Source organism: Isoptericola hypogeus (assembly GCF_039531145.1).
In the GTDB taxonomy this organism is placed as follows: Bacteria; Actinomycetota; Actinomycetes; order Actinomycetales; family Cellulomonadaceae; genus Isoptericola; species Isoptericola hypogeus.
The window spans coordinates 297,047-308,572 of sequence record NZ_BAAAPM010000003.1 but is presented as its reverse complement, the minus strand read 5'-3'; the positions used below and the strand labels follow the sequence as shown (position 1 = coordinate 308,572).

The window sequence follows — 11,526 nt, the reverse complement described above, 5'->3', positions numbered from 1 at the left end:
CGCTCGGCGTCGCCCGGCCGTGGGTCGCGGCGCCCGAGGCGCTGGAGCTGACGGGCGACCTCGCCGCCCACGACCCGGCGCTCGTCGTCGGGGACGACGGCGAGCCGTGGTTCGTGTACTCCACCGGCGACGTGCGGGTGAGCTTCGGGGCGCCGCAGATCCGGCGGTCCGACGACGGCGGTCGGACCTGGGAGATGGTCGGCACCGCCTGGGACGCCTCCGGCGACCCGGCGTGGGTGCGCGACGAGATCGACGGCGTCGAGAACTTCTGGGCGCCGGAGCTCGTGGAGCACGACGGCACCTGGTACCTGTACTACTCCGCGTCGACGTTCGGCTCGAACGACTCGGCGATCGGGCTGGCCACCGCGACGATGCTGGACCCCGACGACCCGGACTTCGGCTGGACCGACCGGGGCATGGTGATCCGCTCGCACGCGGGCGAGGACCACTTCAACGCCATCGACCCCGCGGTCGTCACCGGCGCCGACGGCAACCCGTGGCTGTTCTTCGGGTCGTTCTGGGGCGGCATCCAGATGGTGCCGCTGGAGTGGCCGAGCGGGAAGGTCGCGCCCACCGGACGCGCGGCCGCAGAGCCCGTCACGGTCGCCACCCGGTCCGGCGTGCCGGACCCGGCGATCGAGGCGCCGTACGTCGTGGAGCGGGACGGCTGGTACTACCTGTTCGTGTCGTGGGACCGGTGCTGCTCCGGCGTCGACTCGACGTACTCCGTCCAGGTGGGTCGCTCCCGCGACGTCACCGGGCCCTACCTCGACCGGGACGGGGTGGACATGGCGCTCGGCGGCGGCTCGCCGGTGCTCGCGTCGTCGGGGTCGATGATCGGCCCGGGCGGGCAGTCGCTCTCGAAGGGCTGGCTGGGCTACCACTTCTACGACGGCGACGACGGCGGCGCGCACCGGCTGGCGATCCAGCGTCTGGCGTGGCAGGACGGCTGGCCGGTCGCGACCCCCACCGCCGGTTGAGCTCGTCGAAACCAAGGACCCTGGTCTCGACAAGCTCGACCGACGGACGCCGCACCATCGACCGGCGGCGTCGTGCCGCTGTTAGGATCGCGAGGGTCGCGACTGGCGTACAGGTGGATCACCACCGGGGAGCGGCACGCTGTGCAGACGACGGGTCGTTCGCCTGGGCCCGTTCGCTCGCTGACGACATTGCCCGACCACTCGATGGCCGGCCATTGCCGGCCGACCGCCGTCCGACACAGCAGGAGAACGCCGCATGAGCACTCCCGACCCCATGAACGCGCCCCTCGCGGAGCTCGACCCCGAGATCGCCGCAGTCCTCGACGGTGAGCTGGCCCGCCAGCGCGACACCCTCGAGATGATCGCGTCGGAGAACTTCGTCCCGCGCGCGGTGCTGCAGGCGCAGGGCTCCGTCCTGACGAACAAGTACGCCGAGGGCTACCCGGGCCGCCGCTACTACGGGGGCTGCGAGCAGGTCGACATCGCGGAGAACCTCGCGATCGCGCGGGCCCAGGAGCTGTTCGGGGCGGAGGCCGTGAACGTCCAGCCGCACTCGGGCGCTCAGGCCAACGCCGCCGTGCTGCACGCGCTCATCAACGCGGGCGACAAGATCCTCGGCCTCGAGCTGGCGCACGGCGGCCACCTCACGCACGGCATGAAGATCAACTTCTCCGGCAAGCTCTACGACGTCGGCGCGTACGGTGTCGACCCGACGACGCACCGCATCGAGATGGACGAGGTGCGCAAGCGCGCCCTCGAGCACCGCCCGGACGTCATCATCGCCGGCTGGTCCGCGTACCCGCGCCAGCTCGACTTCGCCGCGTTCCGCGAGGTCGCGGACGAGGTCGGCGCCAAGCTGTGGGTCGACATGGCGCACTTCGCCGGACTGGTGGCCGCGGGCCTGCACCCGAGCCCCGTGCCGCACGCCGACGTCACCTCCTCCACCGTGCACAAGACCATCGGCGGCCCGCGCTCCGGCTTCATCCTGAGCAAGGAGGAGTACGCCAAGAAGATCAACTCGGCCGTGTTCCCGGGCCAGCAGGGCGGTCCGCTCATGCACGTCATCGCGGCCAAGGCGGTGGCGTTCAAGATCGCCGGCACGCAGGAGTTCCGCGACCGTCAGGAGCGCACGCTGCGCGGCGCGCAGATCATCGCGGAGCGCCTGTCCCAGGCCGACGTCACCTCCCAGGGGGTCTCGGTGCTCACCGGCGGCACCGACGTGCACCTGGTGCTCGTCGACCTGCGGAACTCGTCGCTCGACGGCCAGCAGGCCGAGGACCTCCTGCACGACGCCGGCATCACCGTGAACCGCAACGCCGTGCCGTTCGACCCGCGCCCGCCGCGCGTCACGTCGGGCCTGCGCATCGGCACGCCGGCGCTCGCCACGCGCGGGTTCGGCGACGCCGAGTTCACCGAGGTCGCGGACATCATCGCGGTCGCGCTGCGCGACGGAGCGTCCGCCGACGTCGACGCGCTCGCGGCGCGCGTCGCGAAGCTCACCGCCGACTTCCCGCTCTACCCCGGCCTGCAGCAGTGACGGCCCGCGTCCTGGACGGCAAGGCGACCGCGGCCGCGATCAAGGCGGAGCTGCGTGAGCGCGTCACGGCGCTGCGCGAGCGGGGCGTCGTCCCCGGCCTCGGCACGTTGCTCGTGGGCGAGGACCCGGGCTCGCAGTGGTACGTCGCGGGCAAGCACCGCGACTGCGCCGAGGTGGGGATCTCCTCCCTCCGGGAGGACCTGCCGGCGGACGCCTCGCAGGCCGACATCGAGGCGGCCGTGCGCCGCCTCAACGACGACCCCGCGTGCACCGGCTTCATCGTCCAGCTCCCGCTCCCGAAGGGCATCGACACCAACCGCGTGCTCGAGCTGGTCGACCCCGACAAGGACGCCGACGGCCTGCACCCGACGAACCTCGGGCGTCTCGTCCTGCGCGTCAACGAGGAGGTCACGTCGCCGCTGCCCTGCACGCCGCGCGGCATCATCGACCTGCTGCTGCGGCACGACGTCGACCTCGCGGGCAAGGAGGTCGTGGTGCTGGGCCGCGGCGTCACCGTGGGGCGGCCCATCGGGCTGCTGCTCACGCGCCGCGCCGTCAACGCGACGGTCACGCTCACGCACACGGGCACGCGCGACCTGGAGGCCCTGGTCCGGCGGGCCGACGTCGTCGTCGCGGCGGCCGGGGTGAAGGGCATCGTCCGCGCCGACATGGTCAAGCCCGGCGCCGTGCTCATCGACGTCGGCGTCTCGCGCGAGACCGACCCCGAGACGGGGAAGTCCCGCGTCGTCGGCGACATCGACCCGGCGGCCCGCGAGGTCGCGTCCTGGTACTCGCCCAACCCGGGCGGCGTCGGGCCGATGACGCGCGCGATGCTGCTGGCCAACGTCGTGGACACCGCGGAGCGTCAGGCCGGCTGACCGGCCCCGCCGGTCGTCCCGCCGAGCCCGGGCCCGTCGTCCCTCCGGGGCGCCGGGCCCGGGCTCGTCCGTCATCATGAGCCCATGACCGCGAAGAGCCAGCAGGGATGGACGGGCGAGCCGGGCGAGCTGCTCCGGGTGGGTGCGGGGTTCCGGCTGGCGGACGTCGACCCGGACGCCACGCCCGGGTACGACGGGAAGAAGCCGGACGGCGCTGCCGACCTCCGCGCCGGCGCCCAGCAGCTCGACGACCTGCAGGAGCGCCTCTACGCCCAGAGCGTCGAGGACCCCTCCGCGCCGTCGGTGCTGCTGATCCTCCAGGCCATGGACTCGGCCGGCAAGGGTGGCATCGTGCGCCACGTCATCGGCGCGACCGACCCGCAGGGCATCCGTCTGAAGGCCTTCAAGAAGCCGACCCCCGAAGAGCTCGGCCACGACTTCCTGTGGCGGGTCGAGAAGGAGGTTCCCGAGGCCGGGTACATCGGCGTCTTCGACCGGTCGCACTACGAGGACGTCCTCATCGGGACGGTCCGCGAGCTCGCCCCCGCCGACGAGATCGAGCGCCGCTACGGCGCGATCAACGCGTTCGAGGAGGGGCTGGCGGCGCGCGGCGTCCGCATCCTCAAGGTCATGCTCCACATCTCGTACTCCGAGCAGAAGTCGCGGCTCATGAAGCGCCTCGAGCGGCCCGACAAGCACTGGAAGTACACGCCGGGGGACGTCGACGAGCGTCTGCTGTGGCCGCGGTACATGGACGCGTACCAGACCGTCCTCGACCGGACGTCGACCGGCCACGCGCCCTGGCACGTGGTGCCCGCGAACGCGAAGTGGTACGCGCGGCTCGCCGTGCAGGCGCTGCTCCTGGACGCCCTGGAGGAGATCGACCCGCAGTGGCCCGCCGCCACCTACGACGTCGCGAAGGAGAAGGAGCGCCTCGCGGCCACGTGACGGCCGCGTCGCTACGTCGCCGGCTCGGGCTCGACGTCGTCGGGCAGGTTGGCGTCCAGCGGCTCGCGGTCGGTCTTGGTCCATCCGCGCTGCCCCCTCAGCTCACGGATGAGCGAGACGGTGATGACCGGCCAGAGCAGCCACGTGTAGAACATGTACGGGAACAGCCCGAAGACGGCGCGCAGCAGCGGGCGGCGCCCCGGCTCGGTCGTCATGAGCAGGGACAGGAAGCTCGGCACGAGAGTCAGGGTCGCGAAGAACACCAGGGACGGCCACCAGCCCGAGTAGAACGGCACGTCGCCGAACAGCCAGAACACGAGCGACAGCACCAGGCCGAGCCCCATGAGCAGCTGCAGCAGGGGCATGAGCAGGTAGGCGAGGTGGTCGAGCTTCGCGCCGATCGACACGGGCGCGCGGAACGCCCGGCCGACCAGGCTGAACGCCTGCCAGTTGCCCTGCGCCCAGCGGACGCGCTGCTTGAACAGCCGGCGCAGCTGCGTGACGCCCTGCTGGTCCACGCTGGTGAGCACCGTCTGGCCGCCGCGCCAGCCCGCGTGGATCATCCGCACCCCGATGTCCTGGTCCTCGGTGAGCCGGTCGCGCCAGGGGCCGCGCTCGATCCCGGCGGGCAGCTTCTCGGTGACGACGACGTCGTCCAGCGCCGCGAGCCGCACGTACTGGCCGTTGCCGCCCATGTTGGCCGTGCCCCACGCGGCGCGGCCGAGCTGGTAGACGTACGCCATGACGCCGAACTCGACGTCCTGGGCCCAGGTGAGGTAGTGCCGCCGGTTGTAGATGCGCACCAGCGCCTGAACGCCGCCGACCCGCTCGTCGGTGAAGTTGCCGGCCAGGGCCGCCGGTGCGTCCGGCGGGATGCGGCCGTCGGCGTCGACGACGCCGACGATCACCTGCGTCGTCGGCCAGTCGGCGTACCGGCCGGAGAGGACCTCGTCGTGCACGAACTCCCAGGCGTCGTCGAGCCCTGCCGACTTGCCCACCCGGGCGTTCGGGAGCTCGCGGCGCAGCACCTGCAGCTCGGGCACCTCGGCACGCAGCGCGGCGAGGACCTCGGGAGTGCGGTCGTCCGACCCGTCGTCGATCACGACGATCGCCTTGTGCGTGGCCTCGACGGCGACGAGCCGGCTCACGCTGTCGGCGATCGTCACCTCCTCGTTCAGCGCCGGGACGACGAAGACCCACAGGTAGTCCGACTCGTGGGCCCGCTCGACGGCCCTGCGCTGCCGGCGGCGCTCGAACCAGGCGCGCACCACGAGCCAGACGATCATCACGACCGTGACCAGCGTCAGGGCGAGCAGGAACCACATGAGCACCTGCACCGCAGGCGGCATGCCGCGGTACGGGTCCCACCAGGGTGCGGTCGTCGCGACGGTGCTCGCAGCGAGGGTCACTCGGCCACCACGTCGGTCGGGCCGTCGGACGTGAGCGGCTGGAGGACCACGTCCTCGAGCTCGGCCCGGTCGTGCTCGAGCGTCACGTCGTCGCGCTCGAACGTCGGTCCGTCGAGGGCGTCCGTGCGGTGGAAGCCGGCCCACTCCAGCACCTCGGACCGGACGAAACCGGGCCCCGAGCTGCGGGGCACGGGCGAGTTGAAGACGAGGTGCTCGACGGCGGCGACGATGCGCTCTGCGGCGTGGCCGTCGCCGTACGGGTTCGGCTGCCGGGAGAACGCGGCCCGGGCCTCCGGGTCGTCGAGCACCCTGGTGGCCGACGCCACGATCCTCTCGGTGTCGGTGCCCACCAGCTCGAGCGTGCCCGCCTCGACGCCCTCGGTGCGCTCCGTCGTCGCCCGGGTCACCAGCACGGGCACGCCCAGCGCCGGGGCCTCCTCCTGGATGCCGCCGGAGTCGGTGATCACCAGGGTCGACCGGGCGAGCAGCCGGCCGAACGGCTTGGCCTCCATGGGGCTGGTGAGCGTCACGGCGGGGAGGCCTTCCAAGACCTCCCGGACCGTCGCCGCGACCGTCGGGTTCGGGTGCACCGGGATGACGAACCGCACCTCGGGGTGCGTCTCGGTGAGGCGCCGCACCGCCCGGGCGATGTTCGCGATCCCCTCGCCCCAGTTCTCCCGGCGGTGCGCGGTGACCGTGATGACGGGGGACGTCGTGTCGGTCTCCAGCCAGTCCAGCTCCGGCCGGTCGTAGGGGACGCTCCGCTTCGCCGTCCACTGCAGGGCGTCGATGCCGGTGTTGCCCGTGACGAAGGTCCGTCCGATCTCGACGCCCTCGCGCACGAGGTTCTGCACGTTGGCGCGCGTGGGTGCCGCGTGGAACGACGCAACGCGACCGATGAGCTGGCGGTTGAGCTCCTCGGGGAAGGGCTCCAGCGTGGTGCCCGTCCGGAGGCCCGCCTCGACGTGCAGCACGGGGATGCGCAGGTGGAACGCCGTGATGGCGGCGGCCGCGGCGCTGGAGGTGTCCCCGTGCACGATGCAGCCCGCGGGGTAGTGGTCGACCTTGACCCGGCCGGTGATGTGCGCGGGGGGAGGTCCGTATCGCCGGAGGATGAACTCGTCCAGGCCCGCGACGACGCTGGAGGTGAGCTGGTTGAGGGTGAGGCCGGGCCGGCCGACGCCCAGGTCGGCCGCGACCTCGCATCCCGTGGTCTCGAGGACGTAGTCGACGAGCTCCTTGTGCTGCCCGGTGGTGACGACGACCGGCCGGAGGCGCGGGTGCTCCTGCAGGCGCTGGATCAGGGGGAAGAGCTTGATCGCCTCGGGGCGGGTGCCCAGCACGACCAGGATCTCGGGGCTGACGGGAAGCGGCATGTCATCTACCTTCGTCGAACGCGGTCGGAGCGGGGCGCACCGACACCGATGAATTTCCACCGGCCCGGGCGTCGCTAGGGATGACCCGCCGTCCGGCCCGTGGCCGGGCGGTCAGCGCATCCGAGGAGGCACCGCCATGGCGACCGCACGCGCGCACCTGTGGTTCGGCAACAACCAGGCCCACGAGGCCGCTCGGTTCTACGCCGAGCACATCCCGGGATCGACGGTGGAGTCGGAGCTCGTCGCCCCGGAGGGCGTCCCCGGCGCCGAGCCGGGCGCGCCCTTCATCGTCGAGTTCACCGTAGCCGGGCTTCCTGTGACCGGCCTGAACGCCGGCCCGGAGTTCCACCTGAACGAGGCCTTCAGCTTCTACCTGCGGGTCGACTCCCAGGAGGAGGTGGACCGCTACTGGGAGATCCTCACGGCCGACGGCGGCGAGCCCGGCCCCTGCGGGTGGTGCAAGGACCGGTTCGGCATCTCGTGGCAGGTGATCCCCAAGCAGCTCGAGGAGCTCTGCGGCGACTACACCACCGATGCCAACAAGCGCGCGATGGACGCGATGCTGAAGATGGGCAAGATCGAGGTCCCGGTGCTGGAGGCCGCCTACCGCGGCCAATGACGACGGTGGGCGGGTCGTGACGACTCTCACGCGCCGTCTCGCGCCCGGCTCCGCAGGGACCGATGGCGGCATGTGATGGGCGTCGTGGACGCGACCGAAGGTCGATGGCGGGTGTGATGAGATTGCGGCGTGCTGACCGTCGCCACCGCCAACGTCAACGGCATCCGTGCCGCCTTCCGCCGTCGCATGGACACCTGGATCGCCACCCGCACGCCCGACGTCCTGCTGCTGCAGGAGGTCCGCGCCCCCGAGGAGCTGACGCGCGAGCACCTCGACGGCTGGCACGTCGCCCAGCAGGTCAGCGAGCTCAAGGGGCGCGCTGGCGTCGCCGTCGCGTCGCGCCTGCCGCTGCACGCGGTGCGCGTCGGTCTCGCGGCGCACGGCCCGGCGGGGGAGCCGGAGCCGCCGGTGGACACGGGCCGGTGGGTCGAGGCCGACGTCGAGCTCCCCGGCGGCGGCCTCCTCACCGTCGTCTCGGCGTACCTGCACTCCGGGTCCACCGGCCCGGGCCAGGAGCACACGATGGCGGCGAAGTACGCGCACCTCGACAAGGTCACGGCGCGCCTCGCGGAGCTCGCCGTCGTCGACCACCCGGTGCTGGTGGCCGGCGACCTCAACATCGCCCACCGGAACGTGGACATCGCGAACTGGAAGGGCAACCTCAAGAACGCGGGCTTCCTGCCGGCCGAGCGGGCGTACGTCGACCGCTGGCTCGACGAGCAGGGCTGGGCCGACCTCGGCCGCGCGCACGGCGGCGAGGGCCCCGGCCCGTTCACGTGGTGGTCGTGGCGCGGGCAGTCGTACGTCGGTGACCGGGGGTGGCGCATCGACTACCAGCTTGCCAACCCGGCCCTCGCGCCGCGCGCCGTCAAGGTCGAGGTCGACCGCGCGCCCACGTACGACGAGCGGTGGAGCGACCACGCGCCCGTTGTCGCCACCTACGACCTGTAGCTCCCCGGTGTTGGGAGAGCGTGTTGTGAGCATGATTTTGGCCCTGTTCCGGGACCGGAACAGGGCCAAAATCATGCTCACAACACGCCCAGGGGGACGGCTCAGCCGCGGCCGCGCGGGAACATGGCCCGCAGCACGGCGTCGTGCACGTCAGTGTTGAGCTGCGCGCCACCGAGCCGCTCAGCGCCCGGGCCCTGGGCCGTCAGCGGGGTCGCCTCGCCCGTGTGCCCGCCGGTCGTCCAGTCGACGGTGAACTCGAGGTCCGTGCCGGGGATCGGGAACGGCCCGTCCTCCGCCGTCGCCCCCGCGCCGGACTCGTCCTCGGCGTCGACGTTCTCGATGGCCAGCCCGCCCGTCGCGTGGTCGCCCACCACGAGCACCAGCGTGTCGGGGTGCTCGCGCTGGAACTCCAGGGCCAGCGCCACCGTGTCGTCGAGCGCCTGCCCCGCCTCGATGGTGCGGGTCGCGTTGCTGCGGTGCGCGAACTCGTCGATCGCCTCCTCCTCGAGCAGGAGGAAGAACCCGTCGCGGTCGCGTGACAGGACGTCCAGGGCCGTCGCGGCCATGTCCACGAGCGGGACCTCGGGGGAGTACAGGTCGCCCTCGCCCTCGTTGCGCTGCTCGAACATCTCCTCGTTCGCGAACAGGCCGAGCAGCCGGCGCCCTTCGGCGTCCGCGAGCCCGTCGGCGTCGCTCACGTAGGTGTAGCCGAGCCGCTGCGCCCGCTCCACGAGGTTGCCCTCGGTGCCCTTGCTCTGCTCCGTCGGGTCCTTCGCCGGGTTGTCCGCCCACGCCCCCGGCTCGCCGGCCGGGAACCACCAGTCCTCGCCGCCGCCGAGGAGGACCTCCGGCCGGGGGCCGTCGAGGAACTGCCGTGCGATCTCGCTCTGGTCGGCGCGGTCCGGCACGTGCGCACCGAAGGCGGCGGGGCTGGCGTCGGTGATCTGGGCGGTGGTCACGAGACCCGTGGCCTTGCCCGCGCGCTCCGCCCGCTCCAGCAGGGTGGGCACCGGGTCGCCGTCCGCGTCGACGCCGACGGCGCCGTTGTACGTCCGCACGCCGCTCGCGAAGGCCGTCGCGCCGGCGGCGGAGTCGGTGACCGCGTCCTCGGGGTCCGCCGAGTCCGTGGCCGTCCAGCCCGCGTGCTCCAACGAGTCCATGACGAGCTGGTCGTCCTTGCCCACTGTGGCGACCCGGACCAGCTCCCGGGCCGACAGGCCCATCCCGTCGCCCTGGATGAAGATGACGTTGCGGGCACGGTCGCGATGGCCGTGCCCGTCGTCCCGGTCTCCGTAGCGTGCCGCGGACCGGTCTCCCGCGCCGTCGTGCTGCGCGGCGTCGTACGACAGCGTCGACCCGACCGCCGCGCCCGCGGCGGCCAGGATCGTCGCGCCCGCGGCCCCGGCCCTGAGCAAACCCTTGCGTGCAGCCATCGCCCCTCCTCGAAGGATCGGGCCGACGGCTCCGGTGCCGCCGGACCACGGGCACCGTAAGCACGCCCGGGGGATGCACGCCCGGCGGTCGAGTCCTGCTCGACCGCCGGGTAGGGGTGTCAGGCGGTACGGCCCGCCGCCGCGGACGGCGGGGCCAGCAGGAAGCCGGGCGCGCGCAGGCCGGCGTCCTCGAACGCCCGCTGGACGCCGGCGACGACCCGCTCGACCTCGCCGGCGCGCACGAGCGCGATGGTGGAGCCGCCGAAGCCGCCGCCGGTCATGCGCGCGCCGAGCGCGCCGGCCGCGAGCGACGCGTCGACGGACAGGTCCGTCTCGGTGACGGTGACGTCGTAGTCGTCGCGCAGCGAGGCGTGGGAGGCGTTCATGAGCGGGCCGACGTCGGCCACGCGGCTGCCGCGCACGAGGTCCGCGAACTCGGCCGTGCGGGCGGTCTCCGTGACGACGTGGCGCACGCGGCGGCGCAGCACGTCGTGCGGGTCGTGGGGTGCGAGGGCGGCGAGAGCGTCGTCCAGACCCTCGGGGGCGATCGCCCGGAGGTTCGGCACACCCAGCAGGCGGGCCGCCTCCTCGCACGACGCGCGGCGCTCGGCGTACTGACCGTCGACGAGCTGGTGCGGGGCACGAGTGTCGATGACGAGCAGCTCCAGGCCCTCGGACGCGAGGTCGAAGGGGATAGCCGACGCGTTCTCGAGGGCGGTGAGCTCCGGCCGGCAGTCCAACAGCAGCGCGTGGCCGGGCCCGCAGCGCAGCGACGCCGCCTGGTCCAGCCCGCCCGTGGCGGCCCCCGCGATCTCGTTCTCCGCGCGCACGCACGCGGCGGCGAGCTCGACCCGCCCCGCGTCGTGGCCCAGGCCCAGGCCCAGCAGCTCGTCGAGCGCCACGGCGAACGCGCACTCGAGGGACGCCGAGCTGGACAGGCTCGCGCCGAACGGCACGCACGAGTCGACGACGGCGTCGAATCCGCGCACGTCGTGCCCGGCCTGCGCCAGCGCCCACGCGACGCCCGCCACGTACGAGCCCCAGCCCGTCACCGCGCCCGGTGCGACGTCGCGCAGCCGCGCCTGCCACGGCTCGTCGGTCTGCGCCGACGCCACCCGCACGGTGTCGTCGTCGCGCAGGCGGACCGCGACGTAGGTGCGGTGCGGCAGCGCGGTCGGCAGGCACAGCCCGGCGTTGTAGTCCGTGTGCTCGCCGATGAGGTTCACGCGGCCCGGCGCGGACCAGACGCCGGCGGGCTCCCCGCCGTCCGGCCCGAAGGTCCGGGCGAACAGGTCGCGGACGCGCCGCGCGCCGTCGTCGTCGGACCAGGACTCGAGCCACTCGGGCGTGCTCATGGCAGGGCAGCTCCTTCGCGAGCGAGGGTGGGAGGGCACC

Annotated in this window: 10 protein-coding genes and 1 riboswitch; of the genes, 6 read left to right on the top strand and 4 right to left on the bottom strand. The window is 73.1% G+C overall.

Features of this window, described 5'->3' with window-relative positions:
* The 4 genes from ABD254_RS03745 to ABD254_RS03730 form a co-directional block, all read left to right on the top strand.
* The coding region (locus ABD254_RS03745; RefSeq protein ID WP_344245796.1) for an arabinan endo-1,5-alpha-L-arabinosidase at positions 1-980 on the top strand (980 nt) is incomplete at its 5' end.
* 88 nt (positions 981-1,068) lie between these two features.
* Positions 1,069-1,156, top strand: a riboswitch (ZMP/ZTP riboswitch).
* Positions 1,157-1,236: 80 nt separating this feature from the next.
* On the top strand, positions 1,237-2,517 hold the full coding sequence (glyA, locus tag ABD254_RS03740; RefSeq protein WP_344245794.1) for a serine hydroxymethyltransferase: 1,281 nt from the start codon (positions 1,237-1,239) through the stop codon (positions 2,515-2,517).
* Positions 2,514-3,395: a bifunctional methylenetetrahydrofolate dehydrogenase/methenyltetrahydrofolate cyclohydrolase gene (locus ABD254_RS03735; protein WP_344245792.1), complete on the top strand. Its 882-nt coding sequence runs from the start codon at positions 2,514-2,516 to the stop codon at positions 3,393-3,395. Before glyA ends, ABD254_RS03735 begins: the two co-directional genes overlap by 4 nt.
* A gap of 84 nt (positions 3,396-3,479) precedes the next feature.
* Positions 3,480-4,343, top strand: a complete 864-nt coding sequence (locus ABD254_RS03730; protein ID WP_344245790.1) for a PPK2 family polyphosphate kinase — start codon at positions 3,480-3,482, stop codon at positions 4,341-4,343.
* Positions 4,344-4,354: 11 nt separating this feature from the next.
* On the opposite strand, the gene ABD254_RS03725 is transcribed toward ABD254_RS03730, so the two are convergent.
* Together ABD254_RS03725 and wecB are read right to left on the bottom strand one after the other, a co-directional pair.
* Positions 4,355-5,752 (bottom strand): glycosyltransferase family 2 protein, encoded by a 1,398-nt coding sequence (locus tag ABD254_RS03725; RefSeq protein ID WP_344245788.1) that lies wholly within the window; start codon positions 5,750-5,752, stop codon positions 4,355-4,357.
* Positions 5,749-7,128, bottom strand: coding sequence for a non-hydrolyzing UDP-N-acetylglucosamine 2-epimerase (wecB, locus tag ABD254_RS03720; RefSeq protein WP_344245786.1), 1,380 nt, complete (start codon positions 7,126-7,128; stop codon positions 5,749-5,751). The genes ABD254_RS03725 and wecB overlap by 4 nt, the downstream gene beginning before the upstream one ends.
* 136 nt (positions 7,129-7,264) lie before the next feature.
* On the opposite strand from wecB, the gene ABD254_RS03715 reads away from it, so the two are divergent.
* Together ABD254_RS03715 and ABD254_RS03710 are read left to right on the top strand one after the other, a co-directional pair.
* Positions 7,265-7,747 (top strand): VOC family protein, encoded by a 483-nt coding sequence (locus ABD254_RS03715; RefSeq protein WP_344245784.1) that lies wholly within the window; start codon positions 7,265-7,267, stop codon positions 7,745-7,747.
* Positions 7,748-7,876: 129 nt separating this feature from the next.
* A complete protein-coding gene (locus tag ABD254_RS03710; protein ID WP_344245782.1) occupies positions 7,877-8,698 on the top strand; it encodes an exodeoxyribonuclease III in 822 nt (273 codons plus the stop codon).
* A 101-nt stretch (positions 8,699-8,799) separates the two neighbouring features.
* Here the strand turns inward: ABD254_RS03710 and ABD254_RS03705 are convergent, their stop codons facing one another.
* Together ABD254_RS03705 and galK are read right to left on the bottom strand one after the other, a co-directional pair.
* On the bottom strand, positions 8,800-10,131 hold the full coding sequence (locus ABD254_RS03705) for an alkaline phosphatase (RefSeq protein ID WP_344245780.1): 1,332 nt from the start codon (positions 10,129-10,131) through the stop codon (positions 8,800-8,802).
* Positions 10,132-10,250: 119 nt separating this feature from the next.
* Positions 10,251-11,486 (bottom strand): galactokinase, encoded by a 1,236-nt coding sequence (gene galK, locus ABD254_RS03700; RefSeq protein ID WP_344245778.1) that lies wholly within the window; start codon positions 11,484-11,486, stop codon positions 10,251-10,253.
* Positions 11,487-11,526 lie beyond the last annotated feature (40 nt).